Origin of the sequence: Streptomyces sp. SCSIO 75703 (assembly GCF_036607905.1) — a bacterium.
Taxonomy (GTDB): domain Bacteria; phylum Actinomycetota; class Actinomycetes; order Streptomycetales; family Streptomycetaceae; genus Streptomyces.
The window spans coordinates 4,023,836-4,045,543 of sequence record NZ_CP144555.1 but is presented as its reverse complement, the minus strand read 5'-3'; the positions used below and the strand labels follow the sequence as shown (position 1 = coordinate 4,045,543).

Here is a 21,708-nt window from a genome sequence, read left to right as displayed (position 1 = left end):
CATCGAGTGAGAGTGCCAGGAGGAACAACAGTGCCGACCTACCAGTACCAGTGCACCGCCTGCGGCGAGGGCCTCGAAGCGGTGCAGAAGTTCACCGACGACGCCCTGACCGAGTGCCCGAGCTGCCAGGGGCGCCTGAAGAAGGTGTTCTCGGCGGTCGGCATCGTCTTCAAGGGCTCCGGTTTCTACCGCAACGACAGCCGCGGCAGTTCCTCGGGCGGCTCCACCGCCGCGAAGACGTCCTCCGGGGCGTCGTCCCCGGCCGCCTCGGCGTCGTCGGGTTCCTCGGATTCGTCCTCCGGCTCCTCCGGCACTTCCTCCGGCTCCGGGTCGTCGGCCTCCAGCAGCTCCAGCAGCTCCAGCAGCTCCAGCGGGAGCACGACCGCCGCGTAGCAGCGCACGCTCTCCTCGGGTCCCCGTCGTCACCGGACGACGGGGACCTCGTTGTCCGCGCCGCCCGCAGTGCGGACCTCGTCGTCCGTGCGGCCGCGGTGTTCCGGAGGGCGTTCCCGCGCGCCCGGGGCGGCGGTTAGGGTGCGGGCATGGCGAACACGGTGAGTGCCGGGATCGGTGTGATCGGCGGCTCCGGCTTCTACTCGTTCCTCGACGACGTGAGCGAGGTCCGGGTCGACACGCCGTACGGGCCGCCGAGCGACTCGCTGTTCGTCGGCGAGATCGCGGGCCGGCGCGTCGCCTTCCTGCCCCGGCACGGCCGCGGTCACCATCTGCCGCCGCACCGCATCAACTACCGCGCCAACCTGTGGGCCCTGCGGTCCGTCGGCGTCCGCCAGGTGCTCGGTCCCTGCGCGGTGGGCGGTCTGCGGCCCGAGTACGGTCCGGGCACGCTGCTGGTGCCCGACCAGTTCGCCGACCGGACCAAGTCCCGGCCCTCGACGTACTTCGACGGCATGCCGCTGCCCGACGGCACGATGCCCCGCGTGGTGCACGTCTCGCTCGCCGACCCGTACTGCCCCGCGGGGCGGAGCGCCGCGCTGAAGGCGGCCCGGGGGCGGGACTGGGAGCCGGTGGACGCAGGCACCCTCGTGGTGGTCGAGGGGCCGCGCTTCTCCACCCGCGCCGAGTCGCTGTGGCACCGGGCGCAGGGCTGGTCGGTGGTCGGCATGACCGGTCACCCGGAAGCGGCCCTCGCCCGTGAACTGGAGCTGTGCTACACCTCCTTGACCCTCGTCACCGACCTCGACGCGGGCGCGGGGAACGGCGACGGCGTCTCGCACGACGAGGTGCTGCGGGTCTTCGCCGCGAACGTGGACCGGCTGCGGGGCGTCCTGTTCGACACGGTGGCCGCGCTGCCGGCGGACGGTGAGCGGGACTGCGCGTGCGGGCGGGCCCTCGGCGGCATGGACCCGGGGATCACGCTGCCGTAGGGCGGGGGTCACTCGGGACCACGACCCGGGCGGAACGTCCCGTTCGAGTGGGCGAGTTGTCCACAACCGGCCGGTCGTCCACGGGCGCCGGCGGGCTGCGGCGCGGAGCCTCATCGTGGGGACACCAGCCGATCTCACCGCAGGTGGTGGTCACCTTGTCCCCTTCCGCCGTCCTCCCGCCGGAGGTCCCGGTCGCCTACCGCGCCGGCGCCCCCGTCGTCGCCCCCGCTCTCCCGTCCCCTCCGCTCGGCACGGACACACCGCCCACCGGTGAGGTGCCGCCCTTCGCCCCGGTCCGGGTGCGCGGCGGACGGCTGCGGTCACGCGGGCTCCCGCGGCACCGGCGGCGCCTGCTGGCCGCCGGACTCGCGGTCACCGCCGCCTCCCTCGTCGTGGCGGGCGCGCGGCCGGGCACGGAGGAGGCCGGGGAGGCGCGGGCACGGGCCCGTCCGGTGGCGGAGCGGATGGCGGAGAGACCGGCCGGCGCGCTCGTGACGGCCCCGGTACGGATCGCCGACGCGGCTACGGTGCGGCTGCTGGCGCCGGGCGACCGGGTCGACGTGGTCGCGGCCGGCCCGGAGGGCGCGGGCGCGGACACCGCGGTCCTCGCGCACGGGGCGCGGGTGGCGCGGGTGCCCGAGCCGGAGCCCGGGGCGGTCGCCGGGGAGGGGGCGCTGGTCGTGCTCACGGTGCCCCGCGACACCGCCCACCGGCTGGCCGGCGCGGGGGCCTTGTCACGGTTGGCGGTGATTCTGTGCTGACGCTGTCAAGTCACTCTTTCGAGGGGCGCGATTGGACAAGGCGGCCCACGGCTGACGTAGGTTGCGAGTCGTTTTGTTCGCCGATCTGTTCATGCGAGGAGTGCTACCGAGGTGAGCGAGAAGAAGGAACCGAGCATCCTGGACGGCTTCAAGGCCTTCCTGATGCGCGGAAACGTCGTCGATCTGGCGGTCGCGGTGGTCATCGGCGCCGCCTTCAGCGACATCGTCAACTCGGTGGTGAAGGGCATCATCAACCCGCTGGTCGGCGCGTTCGGCACGCAGAACCTGGACAGCTACAGCTCGTGTCTGAAGGGCCCGTGCGAAGGCTCGGGCGACACGGCGACCGGGGTGCGGATCCTGTGGGGTTCGGTGCTCGGCGCCACCCTGACGTTCCTGATCACGGCGGCCGTCGTCTACTTCCTGATGGTCCTGCCCATGTCCAAGTACCTGGCCCGCCAGGAGGCCCGCCGGAAGGCGAAGGAGGGCACCCAGGAGGTCATCGAGGTCTCGGAGCTGGAGGTCCTCAAGGAGATCCGCGACGCGCTGGTCGCGCAGCGCGGCTCGGGCCACGACCGGGAGTGACGCCGGGGCCGGCCGGGTGGCCCGCCGCACGGCGGGTACCGGTCCGGCCGGCTCAGATGTGGTGCGGCGGCTTCTCGTCGAGGAAGCGCTTCAGATCGGCCGCGCTCCCGCCCTCGGTCCGCTCGCCCCACCCGCGGTCGGTGTCGTCCGAGGACTGCTGGTCCAGCGGGTCGTCGAAGACCAGGGCGGGCCGGGGGCCACTCGGCTCGGATGCGGGTGCGCTGCTCATGCTCCCAGGGTACGTCCCCCGCGCGCACCGGCCGCCGCCCTCGCACGGCCTCCCCGCCCGGGGGACCACACCCCGCCCCCGCCGTCCGGCACGGGCCGGCCCCCGCCGGACGAGGCCGCACCACTCCCCGTGGCGGACAGGACCTCCCGGGCGGCGAGCGCGTCCGCTCCCCGTCTGCTGTGCTGGGAGTCATGACGTCCGGCCCCCCGCCCGCCGCCACCCCGCCCGGCTCCCCGGGCCCGTCAAGCCCGCCCGAGGGGCGACGACCGCTGCGCCGGCTCACCGCCCGCGACCGGCACGAGCCGCACCGGGTCTCCTCCCCGCTGGAACTCCTCTTCGACCTGTGTTTCGTCGTGGCGGTCGCCCAGGCGGGCGCCCAGTTGGTGCACGCGGTCTCCGAGGGCCGTGCCGGGGAGGGCATCCTCGACTACGCGATGGTCTTCTTCGCCATCTGGTGGGCCTGGATGAACTTCACCTGGTTCGCCTCCGCCTACGACAACGACGACGTGCTCTACCGGGTCATGACCCTGGTGCAGATCGCGGGCGTGCTGGTGCTGGCGGCCGGGATCTCCCGGGCCTTCGCCGACCACGACTTCCTGGCGGTCTGGCTGGGATACGTCATCATGCGGATCGCCATGTCGGCGCAGTGGCTGCGGGCGGCCCGCGGCGCCCCGCCCGCGGAGCGCGTGATGGCCCGCAGATACGCGGTCGGGGTGCTCGTCTGCCAGGTCGGCTGGCTCGGCCTGGTGCTGCTGCCGGAGGGCGGGCGACTGTGGCTGTTCCCGGGGATGGCGCTGCTGGAGATGTGCGTGCCGCTGATCGCGGAGTGGCACCACCCCTCCTCCTGGCACCCGCACCACGTGGCGGAGCGGTACGGACTGTTCACGATCATCGTGCTCGGCGAGACGATCGCCGCGGCCACGGTGGCGGTGAAGTCGGGCATCGACGAGCACGACGCGCTGCACGAGGTGCTGCCCATCGCGGTGGGCGGGCTGCTGATCGTCTTCGCCGCCTGGTGGATCTACTTCGGGGTGCCCGTCCACGGCCGGCTGCGGTCCAGCCGGGAGGCGTTCCTGTGGGGGTACGGCCACTACCTGGTGTTCGCCTCGGCGGCGGCGATCGGCGCGGGGCTGGAGGTGGCAGTGGACCACGCGGTCGGCAAGGGGCACGTCTCGGACCTGGCCGCGTCCGCCGCGGTGACGCTGCCGACGGCGCTGTACCTGCTCACGGTGTGGGTGCTGCACTCGCGTCACTTCAAGGCCGGCATCTCCCAGCAGGTGGTGCTGCCGCTGGCCGCGCTGCTGGTGATCTGCTGCACCTTCCTCGGGGACCTGGCGGTGCTCGCGGCTGGGATCGTGCTGGCGGTCGCGGTGGTCTCCGCAGTGGTGCTGACCGCCCGCCGGGGCCCCCGGGGGCGGGGTCCGGTGGCGTCGGGCGGCTGATACCGGCGCGGACGCGGCCCGCTGGACGACACTGTGGGCATGAGAGTCGACGCGGTGACGGACGTGGCGGGCGTGCGGGTCGGACATGCGACGCGCAGCGGAGACGGATGGCTCACGGGCACCACGGTGGTGCTCGCGCCGGAGGGCGGCGCGGTCGCCGCCGTGGACGTCCGCGGCGGCGGTCCCGGCACCAAGGAGACCGACGCGCTGGACCCGCGCAACGTGGTGGAGAGGGTCGAGGCGGTCGTCCTGACCGGTGGCAGCGCCTACGGCCTGGACGCGGCGTCCGGGGTGATGGCCTGGCTGGAGGAGCGGGGGCGCGGGGTCCGCGTCGGGCCGGACCCGGCGCACGTGGTGCCGGTGGTGCCCGCCGCCTGTGTCTTCGACCTGGGGCGTGGCGGTGATTTCCGGGCCCGGCCGGACGCGGGCACGGGGCGGGCGGCGGTGGAGGCCGCCCACGCGAGCGCGCCCGGCGCCCCCGTGGCCGAGGGGTGCGTCGGGGCCGGTACGGGGGCGGTGGCCGGGACCCTGAAGGGCGGGGTCGGCACGGCGAGCACGGTGCTGGAGTCGGGGATCACGGTGGCGGCGCTGGTGGTGGCCAACGCGGCGGGGTCCGCGCTGGACCCGGAGACGGGGGTGCTGTACGGGGAGTTTTTCGAGGGGCGGCGGGTGGCGTACCCGGCGCGGGAGGTGCACGAGGCGGCGCGGCGTCGGCTGGCGGAGGTCGCGGCGCTCAACGCCCCTCCCCCGCTCAACACCACCCTGGCCGTGGTCGTCACGGACGCGGACCTGTCGCGGGCGCAGGCCCAGAAGCTGGCCGGCACGGCGCACGACGGTATCGCCCGCGCCGTCCGCCCCGTGCACCTGCTCACCGACGGGGACACCGTCTTCACCCTGGCGACCGGACGGCACCCGCTGGACGCCCGGCAGCCGCTCGCGCTGAACGACGTGCTGGCCGCGGGCGCCGACATGGTGACGCGGGCGATCGTGCGTGCCGTCCGGGCCGCCACGCCGGTGGACGGGCCGGGCGGCGCCTGGCCGTCGTACACCCGGCTGTACGGCGCGGGCGGCGGTGCGGGCGGGGCGCCGTAGCGGACGCCACCGGGGCCGGCGAGGAAAAAGCGCAGGAGTGCCGGGCGGGGAACGGGGCATGCTGTAGGGCACCAAGAGGGGTGCGGGCAGGGTTTTTTGACGGCCCATCGGATCCCGCGGAAACTTTTCGGGTGGGCGGCGCGTTTTCCGATCAGGCGTTTTCCCGGTTCCCGGGTACGACGTCCGACCGAGGGGCTACGGTATGCACCCACAAGGTGACATGCAGCAACGCCGGGAGAAACCTTGAGCGTTCCGTACGACACGGCAGCGTACGAACCACCCGAGTCGCCCGAGTCTCCGGAGGAGCACCTCGCGCGACTGCTCGGCCGCGCGCTGAACTCGTTCGAGCTGCCCGACGAGACGGTGCGGCGGGTGGAGGGCGCGCTGGCGTACGACGACTCGCTGCACTCCGCGCACCACAGCGCGGGTCTGCACCGGGAGACGTACCGGCACACGTGGCTGCTGGCGGACGGTTCGGCGCTCACCCTCTGGGAGCTGGTCCACAACACGGCACCGAACGGCGCCCCGCAGCACGAGGTGTACGTCGACGAGGAGGAGGCGCGGGCCGCCACCGCCCGGCTGGCGCTGCCTCCGGACTCGCCCGGTTTCGAGCTGCCCCTGCCGGTGCGGTTGTCGCCGGTCCCGGCGCCCCGGCACACGTACGTGTCCGACGGTTCGGCCGACCACGCGCGGCGGCTGCTGCGCCGCGCGGAGAACCCGGACCGGCCGGGCCCGGAGATCGCCGCCCTGCTGGCCTTGGCGTCGGCGCACCGGATCACGCAGGCGTTCGGCGGCCCCGGCCGCGCGGGCCGGGGCCGGCTCAGCATCTCGCTCTACGAGCACGCCTTCCTGCTGGGCAACGGCGTCGAGATCTCCCTGTGGGAAGTCGAGCACACGGCGACGCCCGACGGACGGCACATGTGCGAGGTGTACGTCAGCGAGGACGTGGCCCGGCGGACGATGGAGCGGCGCGCGGCCCGGGTGATCTGAGGCGGCGGCCCGCACGCCCGCCGGTGTCCGCCGAAGACGCCGGGCACCGGCCACGACGGCGAACGGCTGCGGGCAGTGTGCATGACGGCTGGACGGCTGGACGGCTGGACATTTCCGGGCCGGAACCCTCGGAGGGTTCCGGCCCGGAAGTGTCTGCCTGCGCGTGCCGGTGCCTGTGCCGTGCCGGTGTGCGGTCAGGCGCCGCGGGTCACACGGCGACCGGCTGCTGCGCCTCGGGAGCCTGGCCGGCCTCCGCGTCCCCGGTGCCCTGGGCGACGGCGGGGGCGTTCCGGCGCAGCCCCTTGAGGACGATCACCAGGGCGGTGGTGACGCAGACGCCGGCGGCGATGGCGACCATGTAGAGCAGCGGGTTGCCGATCAGCGGGACCACGAAGATGCCGCCGTGCGGGGCGCGCAGCGTCGCGCCGAAGGCCATCGACAGCGAACCGGTGAGCGCGCCGCCGACCATGGAGGCGGGGATCACGCGCAGCGGGTCGGCCGCGGCGAAGGGGATGGCGCCCTCGGAGATGAAGGAGGCGCCGAGCACCCAGGCGGCCTTGCCGTTCTCGCGCTCGGTGGCGTTGAAGAGCCTGCCGCGCACGGTCGTGGCCAGGGCCATCGCCAGCGGCGGGACCATGCCGGCCGCCATGACCGCCGCCATGATCTTCATCGCCGAGTCGCTCGGACTGGAGACCGCGATGCCGGCCGTGGCGAAGGTGTAGGCGACCTTGTTGACGGGGCCGCCGAGGTCGAAGCACATCATCAGGCCGAGCAGCGCGCCGAGCAGGACGGCGTTGGCGCCGGAGAGGCCGTTGAGCCAGTCGGTCATGCCGCTCTGCGCGGAGGCGATGGGCTTGCCGATCACCACGAACATCAGGAAGCCGACGATCGCCGAGGAGATCAGCGGGATCACGACCACCGGCATGATGCCGCGCAACGCCGCCGGGATGCGCAGGCGTTGGATCGCCATCACCACCGCGCCGGCGATCAGACCGGCCGCCAGACCGCCGAGGAAGCCGGCGTTGATGGTGAGCGCGATCGCACCGCCGACGAAGCCGGGCACGAGGCCGGGCCGGTCGGCCATGCCGTAGGCGATGTAACCGGCCAGGACCGGCACGAGGAAGCCGAAGGCCACGCCGCCGATCTGGAACAGCAGCGCCGCCCAGCTGTCGGCCTGCGCCCAGGCGAAGTGCTCCATCACCGAGGGCGCCTGGTCGACCTCGTACCCGCCGATGGCGAAGCCGAGGGCGATGAGCAGGCCGCCCGCGGCGACGAACGGGACCATGTAACTGACGCCGGACATCAGCCACTTGCGGAGCTTGGTGCCGTAGCCCTCGCCGCTCTCGCCGGTGCGCTCGACGGGCGTGGTACCCGGGGCGGCGGCCGAGGTGACCTCGCCGCGGGCGGCCTTGGCGCGGACCTCGGCGATCAGTTCGCCGGGCCGGTTGATGCCGGCCTTGACGCCGGTGTCGACGGTGGGCTTGCCCGCGAACCGCTCCTTGTCGCGCACCGACACGTCGTGGGCGAGGATCACGCCGTCGGCGGCCTCGATCACCGCCGGGTCGAGCCGGGTGAAGCCGGCCGAGCCCTGCGTCTCGACGACGACCTCGACGCCCGCCTCACGGCCCGCCTTCTCCAGCGACTCGGCCGCCATGTAGGTGTGCGCGATGCCGGTGGGGCAGGAGGTGACGGCGACGATACGGAACGGACGCCCGGCGCCTTCCGAACCGTCCGTGGAAGCCCCCGCGCCCTGGGCGCTCTCGCCGGCCGCGGGGCTCGCGGCGCCGTCGGGTGCGCCGTCGGATGCGGCGTCGGTGACCGTGGCGGGGCCGGCGGAGGCCGCCGCCGGCCCCGCCACGGAGTCATCGGAGTGATCGGAAGCGGAGCCTCCGGCAACTCCCGTGCCGGCCTCTCCCGTACCGGCCTCTCCCGTGCCGGCCGCGCCCTCGGCGGCGGACGCGCCCGTCCCCGCCGCCGGGGATTCCTCGCCCCGGATCAGGGCCGCGGCGGCCCCGGCGTCGTCCACCGACCGCAGCGCGGCGGTGAAGTCGGCGTTCATCAACTGCCGGGCCAGCGACGAGAGGATCGTCAGGTGGGCGTCGTCCGCTCCCGCGGGCGCGGCGATCAGGAAGATCAGGTCGGCCGGGCCGTCCGCCGCGCCGAAGTCGATGCCGCGCGCGCTGCGCCCGAAGGCGAGCGTGGGCTCGGTGGCGTGCTCACTGCGGCAGTGGGGGATGCCGATGCCGCCGTCGAGTCCGGTCGGCATCTGCGCCTCGCGGGCCGCGACGTCGGCGAGGAAGCCCTCCAGGTCGGTCACCCGGCCCTGGGCCACCATCCGTTCGGCGAGGGCGCGGGCCGCCGCTTCCTTCGTGTCGGCGGACAGGTCGAGGTCGACCAGATCCGCGGTGATCATCTCGCTCATCGCGGGCTCCTTCGCTCGCGTATCGCCCGGAACGTGGGGTGGTGGGCGGGGGTGGGGAGGGGGGTGCCGCCCCCGTGGGGGACGGGGGTCCCGCCGTGGGGGACGGGGGTCCCGCCGTGGGGGACGAGGCGGGCCCCGGCCGGAACGCCGGGGTCGGGGAGGTACTGGGGGCAGGTGAGGGGTGCGGGGGCGGAGCCGTACCGCCACGGGGGCCGTCGGTTCATGGCACCGGCTCCGTCAGCGGGCGGTCGACGGGGACGCGGGCCGTGACGGTCACCGCGGCCGGGTCCAGGTCGGCCGGCGTCGGCATCACGCTGCCGGGAAGCCGCACCGCGGCGGCGCCGTGGGCGACGGCGGAGGCGAGGGCGCGCGGGCCGGTGCCCCCGGCGATGAGGAAACCGGCGAGGGAGGAGTCCCCCGCGCCGACGTTGCTGCGCACGGCGTCCACGCGGGCGCTGCCGTACCAGGTGCCGGCGTCGGACACGAGCAGTTGCCCGTCGGCCCCGAGGCTCGCCAGGACGGCGACCGCGCCCAGCGCGCGCAGTTCCTCGGCGGCCTTGACGGCGTCGCCGACGGTGGCGAGGGGGCGGCCGACGACCTCGGCGAGTTCCTCGGCGTTGGGCTTGACCACGTCGGGGCGTTCGCCCAGCGCCCGGCGCAGGGCGGGCCCGGAGGTGTCCAGGGCGATACGGACCCCGGCGGTGTGCGCCCGCGCGACCAGCTCGGCGTACCAGGAGGGGGCCAGTCCGCGCGGGAGGCTGCCGCAGCAGGCGATCCAGTCGGCGCCGTGGGACTGGCGGCGGACGGTGTCGAGGAGCAGTTCCCGTTCGGCCTCGGTGAGTTCGGGGCCCGGGGCGTTGATCTTCGTCAGGACGCCGTCGGCCTCGGCGAGGGCGATGTTGGAGCGGGTCGCCCCGCCGACCGGCACCGGCGCGACCTCGATGCCCTGCGCGTCGAGCAGGTCGGCGACGAGGGCGCCCGGTGCTCCGCCCAGCGGCAGGACGGCGACGGTGCGCCGGCCGGCGGCGGTGACCGCGCGCGAGACGTTGACGCCCTTGCCACCCGGGTCGACGCGTTCCCCGGTGGCCCGGACCACTTCGCCCCGGTCGAGGGAGGGCACCTCGTAGGTGCGGTCCAGGGAGGGGTTGGGGGTGACGGTGAGGATCATGCGCGTACCACTTCCGTGCCGTCGCGCTCGATGGCGGTGGCGTCTTCCGGGCTCAGCCCGCTGTCGGTGATCAGCAGGTCCACGTCGCCCAGGCCGCCGAAGCGGGCGAAGTGCTCCTGGCCGTGCTTGGAGGAGTCGGCGAGCAGGACGACCCGGCGGGCGGAGGCGACGGCGGCCCGCTTGACCGCGGCCTCGGCGAGGTCGGGGGTGGTCAGGCCGTGCTCGGCGGAGAAGCCGTTGGCCGCGAGGAGCACCACGTCGGCGCGGATCTCGCCGTAGGCGCGCAGGGCCCAGGCGTCGACGGCGGCGCGGGTGCGGTGCCGGACGCGTCCGCCGACCAGGTGGAGCTGGATGCCGGGGTGGTCGGCGAGGCGGGCCGCGATGGGCAGGCTGTGGGTGACGACGGTGAGCGACGCCTCGCGCGGCAGGGCGGAGGCCAGCCGGGCCACCGTGGAACCGGCGTCGAGGATCATCGTGCCCTCGACCGGCACCTCGGCCAGGGCGGCCTGGGCGATCCGGTCCTTCTCGTCGGCGGCGGTGGTCTCGCGCTCCGCGAGGTCCGGTTCGAAGTCGAGGCGGCCGGCGGGGATGGCGCCGCCGTGCACGCGGCGGAGCAGTCCGGCGCGGTCGAGGGCCTTCAGGTCGCGGCGGATGGTCTCCGCGGTGACCTGGAACTCCTCGGCGAGCGACACCACGTCGACCCGGCCGCCGTCCCGGGCGAGCCGGAGGATCTCCTGCTGCCGCTCGGGTGCGTACATGCCCTTCACCTCCGACGTGGTGCCCGAACCTGTGACTTCACTGGGAGGGTACGTCCCATTTTCCGGAAAGTAAACACGTAAACAGAAGTGAACGGACTCAATCGGGCGCGAACGGGCGCGGCTACTCTGCGTGCGGGGTGGCACCCGCACCGGTCCGCCGAGGCGGGCGACGCGGGAAGGCCGGGCCGCCCCTCAGAGGGGGTGGAAACCCCAGCGAAACGGAAGCAACCGGGCATGAGGCCGCCAGGGCGGACAGCAGCGGGTCCGCGGTCTCCGACCACGGAGGAGGCCCGGCGGTCAGATCCGGGGGGGGTACGCGCCGGACGGACGGACGGACGGTGCGCTGACGGGCAGGGGGCCGGGACGGCCGGAGCCGCTGCGCCGTCGAGGCGCCGCCCCGCCCTCGGCGGGAGCTACCCGCCGGCCGCCTCACCCCGGCGGACGCCACCCTCCTCAGTCTCCCCGGCCACCGCGTCGGCCCGGTGGGTGCCATCCCCCACGGGCGCCCCCGCCGCCCCCTCGCCCCGGCGAACGCCCGCCGCCACCGGCTCGTCCGCGCCGCTCCCCCACTGGTCCCAGCCGCTCCCCCACCGCTCCCAGGGGAAGTGCCGCAGCACGTCCAGGTTGCGCAGGGCCGCGTCCAGCGGGCCCGGCGTCGCCTCCGGGGCGGACGCCCAGTGCTCGACGGCGACCCGGACGGCACCGCCCGCGGTGGCGGCGGCGAAGCGCAGACCGGGGGACGCCGCGAGGCGCGCGGCAACGTTGTCGTCCCCCGGCGCCAGCCGGGCGGCCAGCGTCTGGGCGAGGGTCCGTTCCGCGGTGTGGCAGACCTCCGTCCACACCTTGCGCAGCGCCGGGCTGTCCTCGGCGAGGCGGATCAGGGCGCCGGCCCACCGCCAGGAGGACGCCGCGACACCGGCGCCCGGCGTGAGGGTGTGCCGGGCGGCGTACGCGAGGGCCTCGGGCGGAGGCAGTGCGGCCGGCGCCGTGCGCACCGTCTCGGCCCAGCGCTGGGCGCCCAGGGCGTAGAGGGGCGCGACGGCCTCCTCCTTGGTGGCGAAATACCGGTAGAAGGTGCGCGGCGCGACCCCGGCCGCCTTGGCGATGTCCTCGGCGCGGGTGGCCCGCAGCCCCTGCCCCACGAAGAGCCGGGCCGCGGTGCGGGCGATCTCCATCCGGGTCTCGGCCTTGCGCCGCCCGGCCGGCGGGAGGGTGCCGGGACCGGGCGCGGTGGCGGGTTCCGGACCGGTGGCGGGCTGGGTCGCGGGGGTGGTCCTCACTTCGGCAGGCTATGCCCCTGTGGCACAATCTGCCATCCGGCGGGCCACCCCGGGGTTCAGGTCCGGGGTGCCCCGCCCTTCCGGCCTGTCCGCCGCCCCGCGGCCCTCTCCACCTCGCCGTTCGCACGGGGGGTGGGCACGAGAGGAGCCGGGCCGCCGTGCCCAGGGGGAGAGGCACCGCGACCCGGCTCGGGGAAGTCCCGGCGCCGGGGGGAGTACGTCGGGACGTGGTTCCGGGTGTCCGCAGGTCCAGGGTGGTTCAGAGGGGTGCGGGTGTCCGGCCGGGTCCGGCGCCCACGGGCTCGGGGGCGGGGCGCGGGAACGGACCGGTCGGACGGACGCGTACGGGTGGGTCGGTCACTCGGTTGACTGACGGGCGTGCTTCACAGGCGTCGGGCGCACGTGCGTGCGGCCCGGCGGGCGTAGGGCACCCGTGGCCACGGGGCGCCCGGACACGACGGCTCGTACCTCGGGCCGGGGCCGGTCCGTGACCCGGTTCCGGATCGGTGCGCATCGCCTCGGATTCGGATCGGACCGCATGCGGATCGGATCGGCATCGGTGGGCCCGGAGTTCTTGTTCCCGGGCCCCGGCGGGTTGAAGCGGCGTTACACGGCCATGTTCGGACGCCCCGTGGGGAACCGGCCGGCCGTGGCCGCCGTGGGTCAGGCGGCGGCTTCGAAGCCGGTGTCGTGGGCCAGCTTCTTCAGCTCCAGCAGCGCGTGCTTCTCGATCTGGCGGATGCGTTCGCGGGTGAGTCCGTGCTCCTTGCCGACCTCGGTCAGGGTGCGCTCCCGGCCGTCGTCGATGCCGTAGCGCATCTTGATGATCGACGCCGTGCGCGGCTCCAGACGGCCGATCAGGTCGTCCAGTTCCTCGCTGCGCAGGAGCGTCAGCACGGACTGCTCGGGAGACACGGCGGAGGTGTCCTCCAGCAGGTCGCCGAACTGGGTCTCGCCCTCGTCGTCCACCGCCATGTTCAGCGAGACCGGGTCGCGGGCCCAGTCGAGCACGTCGGTGACGCGCTCCGGCGTGGAGCCCAGCTCGGCGGCGATCTCCGCGGGCTCCGGCTCACGGCCGTGCTCCCGGTTGAACTCGCGCTGCACGCGCCGGATGCGGCCCAGTTCCTCGACGAGGTGGACGGGGAGCCGGATGGTGCGGGACTGGTCGGCGATGGACCGGGTGATGGCCTGGCGGATCCACCAGGTGGCGTACGTCGAGAACTTGAAGCCCTTGCGGTAGTCGAACTTCTCGACCGCGCGGACCAGGCCGGCGTTGCCCTCCTGGATGAGGTCGAGCAGCGGCAGTCCGCTGCGGGGGTAGCGGCGCGCGACCGCGACGACCAGGCGGAGGTTGGAGCGGATGAACACGTCCTTCGCGCGCTCGCCCTCCCTCTCCAGCGCCTCCAGTTCCTCACGGGTGGCGTCGGTCCCGGTCTCCTCGTAGCCTGCGAGTATCTGCCGCGCGAACACACCCGCCTCGATCGTCTGGGACAGCTCGACTTCCTTGGCGGCGTCGAGCAGCGGGGTCCGGGCGATCTCGTCGAGGTACATGCCGACCAGATCGCGGTCGGCGAGTTCGCCGCCGTTCGCGCGGACGCTGGTTGCCGCGTCGGTGGTCCGGCCGGTGGCGGACTGACGACGGGCGACGGCACGGGTTGCCATGCGTGCTCCCTTGCGATGGTGGTTCAGCGGGTGGTCCTTCGGACGTACGGCACCGTGGAGAACTCCTCCGGTCTGCTCCGGAACTCTCGCCGGGTGCCCTGCATCCGATGGAAACAACGACTGGAATCCGGACAGAATTCCCCACCCGCTCCCCGATTTTTCTGATCATGCAGTACCCTGTCGGGCCGCAGCCTCCGGCGTCGCCGCCGAAAGGGGCGGACCGCCAGGTCAGACGGGGGGTGTGCGATACTTCCGCGCCCCACCGGCCCCCGGGCGGAGCCCCGGATGAGACTTCCGTCACGTACGCCGGTGCCCCTCCCCCGGGCTCCGGCGGCCTCCCCACGAGAACGCCCCCGCCCCACCAGACGGTTCCCGCGGCCGGGAGGTTGCCGGGGCACCCCGCCGGGCGGCGCGGGCGGGCAGCAGGGCGGGACCGACCGCCGCCCCCGCCCCGGCCGGATGACGGCGACCGCCCGGCCGGCCTCGCCGCTCAGCCGAACTGCACCGACCGCTTGGCCAGCCCCATCCAGAAGCCGTCGATCACCGAGCGGCGCAGGTCCAGCTCGCCGGCCGCGTCCGCCGCGCCCATCGTCACGAAGAGCGGGGCGAAGTGCTCGGTGCGCGGGTGGGCCAGCGTGCCCGCCGGGGACTTGTGGGCGAAGTCCAGCAGCCCGTCCACGTCCCCGTCCTCCAGCGCGCGCCGGCCCCAGTCGTCGAACTCGGCGGACCAGGAGGGCACCCCGGCCTGGCGCAGGGCGGCCAGGTTGTGGGTGAAGAAGCCGGACCCGATGATCAGCACGCCCTCGTCGCGCAGCGGCGCGAGCCTGCGGCCGATCTCCATGAGCCGTACCGGGTCGAGGGTCGGCATCGAGACCTGGAGGACCGGGACGTCGGCGTCCGGGTACATCTCGACCAGCGGGACGTAGGCGCCGTGGTCGAGCCCCCGGTCGGGGACGTCCTGCACGGGGGTGCCGGGCGCGCGCAGCAGCTTGCGCACCGCATCGGCCAGCGCGGGGGCGCCGGGGGCCTCGTAGCGCACGCCGTAGTAGTGCTCGGGGAAGCCCCAGAAGTCGTAGACGAGCGGGACGGTCCGGGTGGCGCCGAGCGCGAGGGGCGCCTCCTCCCAGTGGGCGGAGACGACGAGGATCGCGCGCGGGCGCGGCAGGCCGGCGGACCAGGCGGCGAGTTCGCCGGGCCAGACGGGGTCGTCGGCCAACGGCGGGGCGCCGTGGCTCAGGTACAGGGCGGGCATGCGGTCCCCGGTGGCGGCGGACATGGCGGCGGTTCCCTCCTCGACTGCTCGAGTTGCTTGAATCCTCAAGCTCTAACGCGAGGATACGCCGCTTTTGTTTAACGTTCAAGAATTTGCCTTACAGTGGACCCATGAACAGGGCACCCGGAAACCCTCCCGGCCAGGAACCGCGCTGGCTGACCGACGAGGAACAGCACGTCTGGCGCGCCTACATCGAGGCCGGCACCCTCCTGGAGGACCACCTCGACCGCCAGCTCCAGCGCGACGCCGGGATGCCGCACGTCTACTACGGGCTCCTCGTCAAGCTCGCCGAGTCGCCCCGGCGGCGGCTGCGGATGACGGAGCTGGCCCGGTACGCGAAGATCACCCGGTCCCGCCTCTCGCACGCCGTCGCCCGCCTGGAGAAGAACGGCTGGGTCCGCCGCGAGGACTGCCCCTCCGACAAGCGGGGCCAGTTCGCCGTGCTCACGGACGAGGGCCACGACGTGCTCGCCCGCACCGCGCCGGGGCACGTGGACGCCGTACGCCAGGCCGTCTTCGACCGGCTCACCCCGCAGCAGCAGAAGTCCCTCGGCGAGATCATGCGGATCGTCGCCGAGGGACTGGAGCCGGACGGGACCGGCGCCGACCTGCCCTGGCTGCGCTGAGCCGACCCGCCCCGGCCGCGCCGGCCCCCGCCCCCCGGGCTCGGCGCGGGTGAAGCCGTAGACCGGCGCCACCAGACCGAGGAGGGACCGGACCACGCCGGGGACGCCGAGGGGGAGCGGTTCCGGCCGCCCGCGCGGCTCGCGGACGACGAGGTACGCGCCGGCCGCCGCGACGACGGCGAACGGGATGTCGACGCAGAAGGCCCAGCGCCAGTCCAGGTGACGTGACGCATCCGACGGGGATCAGCCCGACGGCACCACCGCCGCGCCCTCTTTCCGGTGACCCGCGCCACACCTCGCCGCCACCCGGCACATCCCCCTCCCCCGCCCCGCACCCCGCCCCGGAACTCCTCCGAACGGCGGCTACCGCCGGGTAACCCACGTTCAGCCCCTCCAGCGCGCGCCCCCGCACCCCCCGGCAGAGGGTGAGCGCAAGGGTGCAGCCGGTGACGTGCGGCTGCCATGGGTCCGGGAGGTGCGCATGCGGCCGCAGGTGCAGCCGCCGAACCGGCGGATACGCCCCCGCCGTCCGGCCGCCCTCGCGGCGGTCACCCTCCTGACCCTCGCCGTCAGCACCTCGGCGGGCACCGGCCCCCTCGCCCCGGGCACCACGACGGCGGGCCCGGGCCCGGCCACCCTCTCCCGCACCCCCGCGCACAGCCCCTGCCTGATCAGCGGCGGCCCCGAGATCCAGATGTCCGAGGGCGTCCCGACCGCCTCCGGCTACGCCCGCTCCACCGGCACCGTCCGCGCCCTCAACCTGATGGTCGACTTCCCGGACGCGCCCGGGGAGGGCAAGGCCCTCGACCGGTACGCCGAGTTCTTCCCGCAGACCCGCGACTGGTTCACCACCAGCTCCTACGGGCGCCTCGACTACCGCCCCGACGCCCCCCTCCGCGAGTGGCTGCGGATGCCGAAACCGTTCGCCGAGTACGGCATAGAGCGCGGCGCGCCCTTCGACCCGGGCTACCGGGAGCTGATCCAGGACCTGGTCTCCGCGACCGACGCCAAGGTGGACTTCCGCGCCTACGACCTGCTCAACGTGCTGGTCACCCCGAACGCGGGCCCCTCCGCCCTGGACACGGTCCTGTCCGTCACCTTCGCGGGCAACGCCGAGGCACCGGTGGCCGACGGCGTCCCGGTGGCCAACGCGTCCTTCGTCTACTCCCGCCAGGACGACGGCTCCGGTTCCTACGACCGCACCGGCTACCGCGTGCTGCCGCACGAGAACGGCCACGTCTTCGGCCTGCCCGACCTCTACACCCAGGAGGGCGGCGGCGCGGTCGGCCACTGGGACATCATGAGCGAGGACTGGGGCGCCAACAACGACCTGCTCGGCTGGCACAAGTGGAAGCTCGGCTGGCTCGACGCCTCCCAGGTGCACTGCGCCTCCGCGCCCGGCTCGGCGAAGTACACGCTGACGCCACTGGCCCGCGAGGGCGGCGACAAACTGGTCGTCGTGCCGCTGGACGGGAAGTCCGGGTACGCCATGGAGCTGCGCACCCGCGAGGGCAACGACGAGGCCGTCTGCCGGCCCGGCGTGCTGATCTACCGGGTCGACGCCGACGTGGACACGGGGATGGGGCCGGTCACGGTCTACGACTCCCGGCGCGACAGCGGCGGCTGCACCCGCAGCCCCAACGTCCACGCCGAACTCTCCGACGCCGCCTTCATCCCGGGCGAGACCTTCAAGGACCCCGAGCGGGGCATCACGATCAAGGTGACGAAGGCGGACCCCCAGGGCGACCACGAGGTACGGATCACCCGGCGCTGAGGCGCCCGGACTACCGTAGCCCTGCCTCACCCGCCGTACCGGAGAGCCGATGCCCGCCAAGACCACGAACGACGCCGCCCGCGACGAGGGCGCCGCCGCGCCGGCCGAAGCGGCCCCGACGCTCACGCGCGGCCGGACGGCCGCCCCCGCCGAGGCCGTCACGCCGCTGCTGCGCGGGATCGCCGTGCTCCGCGAGCTGACCGAGGCGGACGGCACCCTCAGCGCCAGCGAACTGGAGAGGGCCACGGGGCTGGCCCGCTCCACCGTCGACCGGATCACCGCGACCCTCACCCGGATGGGATACGTCCGCCCGGACGGCCGGGACGTCACCCTGGCCCCCCGCCTGATGGAACTGGGCAACGCCTACCTCGCCGCCCTGCGCCTGCCCGCCCTGCTCGGCACCCGCGCCGACGCCCTCGCCGACGCCCTGGACGAGTCGGTCTCCCTCGCGGTCGGCGACCGGGACGGCATCCGCTTCATCCACCAGGCCACCCGTCGCCGCGCGATGTCCCTGAGCTTCCGCATCGGCGACCTGCTGCCCGCCGAACGCACCGCGCCGGGCCCCCTGTTCGCCGCCGAGTGGACCGAGGAGGACTGGCGGCACTGGCGCGCACGCCGGGCCGCCGACCCGGGGGACCACACCTTCCCCGCCGTCCCGCCCCGCGAACACCCGGCGCCGGACGAGGAGTTCGCGCAGCGGGCGGCCGAGGCGGCGGCCCGGGGCTGGGCACTGGACGACGAGCTGATCGAACCGGGTCTGGTGGCCGTCTCGGCGCCGGTACACGACCCGCGGACCGGCCGGGTGGCGTGCGTGGCCAACGTGGTGAGCCACACCAGCCGCCACACCGCCCAGGGCCTGCGCGAGACGCTGCTGCCCCGGCTGCGCACCGCCGTCGAGGCGATGGAGGCCGACCTGCGCGACGCCCCGCCGCCGGAACCGGGACCCGCCCCGGCGGGCCTGGCCACCTGGACGGGCGCCTCGAAGCAGGAACTGGGCCGGGAGTTCGTCGCCTCGCTGGCCCGCGGGCTGACCGTCCTGACCGCGTTCGGCGAGGGCCGCTCCGCGCTCACGCTCACCCAGGTCGCCGAGGCGACCGGCCTGGCACGGGCGACGGCACGCCGCGCGCTGATCACGTACGAGTGGGCGGGGCTGGTCGCGCCGGGCCCCGGCCGCACCTTCACGCTGACCCCCGGGGTGCTGTCCCTCGGCTTCCCGCCGCTCTCCCGCACCTCGCTGCCCCGGATCGCGGAACCCCACCTGGCCGCGCTCGCCGGCCGGGTGCGCGAATCGGCGTCGCTGGCCGTCCTGTCGGAGACCGGCGAGGAGATCCAGTACACGGCGCGGGCCTCGGCGGGCCGGGTGATGAGCGCCCGCGTCGCCCTCGGCTCCCGCCTCCCCGCGTACGCGACCTCGCTGGGCCGGGTACTGCTGGCCGGTCTCCCCGCCGACGCCCGCCCCCCGGCCCCGGCGGCCGGTCTGCCCCGGCTCCTGGAGGAGGTGCGGGAGCGCGGGTACGCCCTGGTCGACGAGGAGCTGGAGGCCGGGCTGCGGTCGCTCGCGGTGCCGGTGCGCGACCGTACGGGCCGGGCGGTGGCGGCGCTGAACGTGGCGATGCACGCCGCCCGCCGGACGCCCGGGGAGTGCGTCGCGGAGATCCTGCCGGAGCTGCGCCGCACGGCCGACGCCATCGAGGCGGACCTCAGGGTGGCCGGACGGTTCACCGGGGTGGCCCCGGCGTGAGCAGCGACACCTGGACAGGTGTCGCTTACTTGACAGGCGTCGCCTACTCTGGGCCGTATGGTGATCGAGATCTGGGCGGACGTCGTGTGCGCGTGGGCCTTCATCGGCCGGCGCCGACTGGAACGCGCCCTCGCCGGCCTGGACGCGGGCGAGGGGGCGGAGGTGGTGTGGCGCCCGTTCCGCGTCGACCCGATGGCTCCCGACCCGGCGGTCCCGCTCGACGACGAACTGCGCGACCCGCTGGTGGACGACGCGCTGCGCCAGTGCGCCCCCGGTCTCTCGACGGCCGGGAACCGGACCCGGGTCTCCCGCATCGCCGCGCGGGAGGGCATCGGACCCCGCTGGGGCGCGGCCTGGCGCACCAGCAGCCACGACGCGCACCGCCTGCTCGTCCTCGCCCTCGACCACGGCGCCCCCGGCGTGCAGGACGCCGTGGCACAGGCCCTGTTGCGGGCCCACTTCGTCGAGGCCCGCGACATCGGCTCACCGCAGGTCCTGGCCGACGCGGCCCGCGCGGCCGGCTTCCCCGAGGGCGCGGCCCGGCTCGCCCGGGGCGAGGGCGAGACGCGCGTACGGGAGCTGCTGCTCTCCGGGAAGGCGCGGGGCGTCACCAACTCCCCGACCTTCGTGGTCGCGGGCCGCTCCCTCACCGGCGCGCAACCGCCAAAGACCCTCGCGGAGTTCCTGCGCGCCACGGCCCCGGAAGAGGAGCGGGGCCTGCCGGCCGAGGTACGGCGGTTCCGCGAGGCCGAAGCCCTCCTGGACCTGGGCGACCCGCTGGGCTGTCTCACCCTGCTCACCCCGCTGCTGGCCGAGCAGGGGACCGACCGCGGGGTCCGCACGCTGGCCGCCCGCGCCTACTTCCACTCCGCCCAACTGGCCCAGGCGGAGGCCATGCTGCGGCCCCTGGTCACGCAGGCCCCCGACGACTCGTACGCCCGCCTGCTGCTGGGCCGCACCCTGGAACGCCGGGGGCGCGCCGAGGAGGCGGCGGCCCACCTGCGCCTGGCGACGGCGATGACCCCGTCGTACGGGACGTGAGCGACAACCCCCGCGGCCCTGCGCCCGGCCCCTCCCCCGCCCCCAGCTTTTCCCTCGCCTGCCCGCCCCGAGCCCTCTCCCGCCCCCGGAGGACCCCGCACCCGTGACCGGCACCAGTTCGTCCCCCGTCGCCCGGACCGCCTCGCACGACCCCCGGGCCCGCCGCACCCGCGCCCGGCTCCACGCGGCCGTGCTCGCCCTGTCCGCGGAACGGGACCCGGACACCGTCACCATGGCGGAGATCGCGGAACGCGCCGAGGTCAGCCGGGCGACGGTCTACCTCCACTACAAGGACCGCGACGACCTCCTCCTCGACGCGGCCGACAGCGCGATGGCCGACCTGGTCGAGGCGGTCCGCGCCTGCCGCGGCACCCCGGGGCCGGACCCGGCCGATCCCACGCCGCCGGGCCATCTGGTCACCCTCTTCGCCCACGTCGCCCGGCACCGCCCGCTGTACGCCCGGATGCTGGGTGAGGACGGCAGCGCCCGCTGCACCGCGCGCCTGCAGAGCCGGCTCGCGGAGGCATGGCGTTCCGGCGTCCGGGGCGAACACGAGGAGACCGGCCCGGAGGCGACGGCCGCCGCCCACTTCGTCGGCGGCGGCCTGGTCGCCCTGATCGCCCACTGGTCCCGGGGCACCCTGCCGGGCCCGGCCACCCCGGCCGACCTCGCGGCCCTGGCCTGGTCCCTGCTCGGCACCCGGCCGTGATCCGGGCGGGCGCGGCCCCCGCCGGTCCGGCCGCCGCGGAAACCGTTCCCCCGAGAATCCGTACGGCTCACCCCGGCCATTTCCCGGAAAGTCCAGAGGCTTTTGAGCCATAGGGTTTTTCATCGGAGGGACGCGACATGGCTTTACCCGGAAAGTGGCCGGAACCCGCCTTAGGCGACGCGCTCCGGGGGCGCATCAGCGGTCCACTCCCGACGGCTCGCGGGAAAGCCCCTCCAACTCGCGCACGCGCGCAATGACGTCACCGATGGACTTGAGGCTCCGCTCCGAGAGTCCGGCCGCGCCCAGGGTAATTCTCTGCACCTCCGCGTCCTGTAGCGCCACGCGAAGGGACAACTCGGCGTCGACCGCCTCGGTGACATCGTCGTCGAAGAAATACGCGGGGGGTACGCCGAAGAACCTGGCGAGTCCTTCGACGTGGCGCAGCGTCGGGTTGTCACGCTTCCCTTTACGCAACAGCCATACATAACTACCGGAGATCGGGATTCCGGAAGCCGTGATGGCACGCGCGACTTCCTCGCTGGTATACCGGTCCCGACCTGCGGGTCTCACCCTCATGAACAAGTGATTGAGCTTCCCGGCCAGACTGTTTCCCGGCCTGCTTTCGGCTTCCTTCACCGCACCGGACCTCCCTCCTCGGCTTACCTTACGGCCGGACCGGTGTGCAAAGAGAGCAACTGCTCACCCAATGGGAGTTGACGTGGCTGGAAGCAGTGGATAGCTTCATCGGGGCCTTCAACTGGTGTGCAGTGGCG

Annotated in this window: 19 protein-coding genes and 2 pseudogenes; 12 read left to right on the top strand and 9 right to left on the bottom strand. The window is 74.6% G+C overall.

Annotated elements, in window-relative coordinates:
- Positions 1 to 30 precede the first annotated feature (30 nt).
- From VM636_RS17815 to mscL, 4 genes are all read left to right on the top strand, one after another.
- Positions 31 to 393, top strand: coding sequence for an FmdB family zinc ribbon protein (locus VM636_RS17815; protein WP_338485138.1), 363 nt, complete (start codon positions 31 to 33; stop codon positions 391 to 393).
- A 149-nt stretch (positions 394 to 542) separates the two neighbouring features.
- Complete coding sequence (locus tag VM636_RS17810; RefSeq protein ID WP_030419675.1) at positions 543 to 1,385, top strand: S-methyl-5'-thioadenosine phosphorylase; 843 nt, start codon at positions 543 to 545, stop codon at positions 1,383 to 1,385.
- 155 nt (positions 1,386 to 1,540) lie between these two features.
- On the top strand, positions 1,541 to 2,146 hold the full coding sequence (locus VM636_RS17805; protein ID WP_234312545.1) for a hypothetical protein: 606 nt from the start codon (positions 1,541 to 1,543) through the stop codon (positions 2,144 to 2,146).
- Positions 2,147 to 2,257: 111 nt separating this feature from the next.
- On the top strand, positions 2,258 to 2,728 hold the full coding sequence (mscL, locus tag VM636_RS17800) for a large conductance mechanosensitive channel protein MscL (protein ID WP_030419677.1): 471 nt from the start codon (positions 2,258 to 2,260) through the stop codon (positions 2,726 to 2,728).
- A 52-nt stretch (positions 2,729 to 2,780) separates the two neighbouring features.
- On the opposite strand, the gene VM636_RS17795 is transcribed toward mscL, so the two are convergent.
- Entirely contained in the window at positions 2,781 to 2,957 is a 177-nt protein-coding gene (locus VM636_RS17795; protein WP_078855849.1) for a hypothetical protein, read from the bottom strand.
- Positions 2,958 to 3,148: 191 nt separating this feature from the next.
- Between VM636_RS17795 and VM636_RS17790 the strand changes: the two genes are divergently transcribed.
- The 3 genes from VM636_RS17790 (at position 3,149) to VM636_RS17780 (ending at position 6,481) form a co-directional block, all read left to right on the top strand.
- Complete coding sequence (locus tag VM636_RS17790) at positions 3,149 to 4,399, top strand: low temperature requirement protein A (RefSeq protein ID WP_338485135.1); 1,251 nt, start codon at positions 3,149 to 3,151, stop codon at positions 4,397 to 4,399.
- Positions 4,400 to 4,438: 39 nt separating this feature from the next.
- The gene (locus VM636_RS17785; RefSeq protein ID WP_338485133.1) at positions 4,439 to 5,491 is read left to right on the top strand and encodes a P1 family peptidase; all 1,053 of its coding nucleotides are present in this window, start codon (positions 4,439 to 4,441) and stop codon (positions 5,489 to 5,491) included.
- Between the two features lie 243 nt (positions 5,492 to 5,734).
- Positions 5,735 to 6,481 carry a DUF6227 family protein gene (locus tag VM636_RS17780; protein WP_030419680.1) on the top strand — a complete coding sequence of 249 codons (747 nt, stop codon included), beginning with the start codon at positions 5,735 to 5,737 and terminating at the stop codon, positions 6,479 to 6,481.
- 208 nt (positions 6,482 to 6,689) lie between these two features.
- On the opposite strand, the gene VM636_RS17775 is transcribed toward VM636_RS17780, so the two are convergent.
- From VM636_RS17775 to VM636_RS17750, 6 genes and pseudogenes are all read right to left on the bottom strand, one after another.
- On the bottom strand, positions 6,690 to 8,903 hold the full coding sequence (locus VM636_RS17775) for a fructose-specific PTS transporter subunit EIIC (RefSeq protein ID WP_338485131.1): 2,214 nt from the start codon (positions 8,901 to 8,903) through the stop codon (positions 6,690 to 6,692).
- A 220-nt stretch (positions 8,904 to 9,123) separates the two neighbouring features.
- Entirely contained in the window at positions 9,124 to 10,071 is a 948-nt protein-coding gene (gene pfkB / locus VM636_RS17770; protein ID WP_030422919.1) for a 1-phosphofructokinase, read from the bottom strand.
- Positions 10,068 to 10,829 (bottom strand): DeoR/GlpR family DNA-binding transcription regulator, encoded by a 762-nt coding sequence (locus VM636_RS17765; RefSeq protein WP_030422920.1) that lies wholly within the window; start codon positions 10,827 to 10,829, stop codon positions 10,068 to 10,070. Before VM636_RS17765 ends, pfkB begins: the two co-directional genes overlap by 4 nt.
- A gap of 593 nt (positions 10,830 to 11,422) precedes the next feature.
- Positions 11,423 to 12,004: pseudogene (locus VM636_RS17760) on the bottom strand (helix-turn-helix domain-containing protein); the annotation flags it as partial.
- 768 nt (positions 12,005 to 12,772) lie between these two features.
- The gene (locus VM636_RS17755; protein WP_030422922.1) at positions 12,773 to 13,771 is read right to left on the bottom strand and encodes a sigma-70 family RNA polymerase sigma factor; all 999 of its coding nucleotides are present in this window, start codon (positions 13,769 to 13,771) and stop codon (positions 12,773 to 12,775) included.
- A 490-nt stretch (positions 13,772 to 14,261) separates the two neighbouring features.
- A complete protein-coding gene (locus VM636_RS17750) occupies positions 14,262 to 15,047 on the bottom strand; it encodes a class III extradiol ring-cleavage dioxygenase (RefSeq protein WP_030422923.1) in 786 nt (261 codons plus the stop codon).
- 107 nt (positions 15,048 to 15,154) lie between these two features.
- Between VM636_RS17750 and VM636_RS17745 the strand changes: the two genes are divergently transcribed.
- On the top strand, positions 15,155 to 15,670 hold the full coding sequence (locus tag VM636_RS17745; RefSeq protein WP_030422924.1) for a MarR family transcriptional regulator: 516 nt from the start codon (positions 15,155 to 15,157) through the stop codon (positions 15,668 to 15,670).
- Between the two features lie 39 nt (positions 15,671 to 15,709).
- On the opposite strand, the pseudogene VM636_RS17740 reads toward VM636_RS17745, so the two are convergent.
- Positions 15,710 to 15,935, bottom strand: a pseudogene (locus VM636_RS17740) (MFS transporter); the annotation flags it as partial.
- Between the two features lie 216 nt (positions 15,936 to 16,151).
- Here VM636_RS17740 and VM636_RS17735 point away from each other — a divergent pair.
- The 4 genes from VM636_RS17735 (at position 16,152) to VM636_RS17720 (ending at position 20,935) form a co-directional block, all read left to right on the top strand.
- Positions 16,152 to 17,444, top strand: a complete 1,293-nt coding sequence (locus VM636_RS17735) for a M6 family metalloprotease domain-containing protein (protein ID WP_030422925.1) — start codon at positions 16,152 to 16,154, stop codon at positions 17,442 to 17,444.
- Positions 17,445 to 17,493: 49 nt separating this feature from the next.
- Complete coding sequence (locus tag VM636_RS17730; RefSeq protein WP_030422926.1) at positions 17,494 to 19,185, top strand: IclR family transcriptional regulator C-terminal domain-containing protein; 1,692 nt, start codon at positions 17,494 to 17,496, stop codon at positions 19,183 to 19,185.
- Between the two features lie 57 nt (positions 19,186 to 19,242).
- The gene (locus VM636_RS17725; RefSeq protein ID WP_030422927.1) at positions 19,243 to 20,226 is read left to right on the top strand and encodes a DsbA family protein; all 984 of its coding nucleotides are present in this window, start codon (positions 19,243 to 19,245) and stop codon (positions 20,224 to 20,226) included.
- A 103-nt stretch (positions 20,227 to 20,329) separates the two neighbouring features.
- Positions 20,330 to 20,935 (top strand): TetR/AcrR family transcriptional regulator, encoded by a 606-nt coding sequence (locus tag VM636_RS17720; protein ID WP_051821560.1) that lies wholly within the window; start codon positions 20,330 to 20,332, stop codon positions 20,933 to 20,935.
- Between the two features lie 195 nt (positions 20,936 to 21,130).
- Here the strand turns inward: VM636_RS17720 and VM636_RS17715 are convergent, their stop codons facing one another.
- Positions 21,131 to 21,571: a helix-turn-helix domain-containing protein gene (locus tag VM636_RS17715; RefSeq protein WP_030422929.1), complete on the bottom strand. Its 441-nt coding sequence runs from the start codon at positions 21,569 to 21,571 to the stop codon at positions 21,131 to 21,133.
- Positions 21,572 to 21,708: the final 137 nt, after the last annotated feature.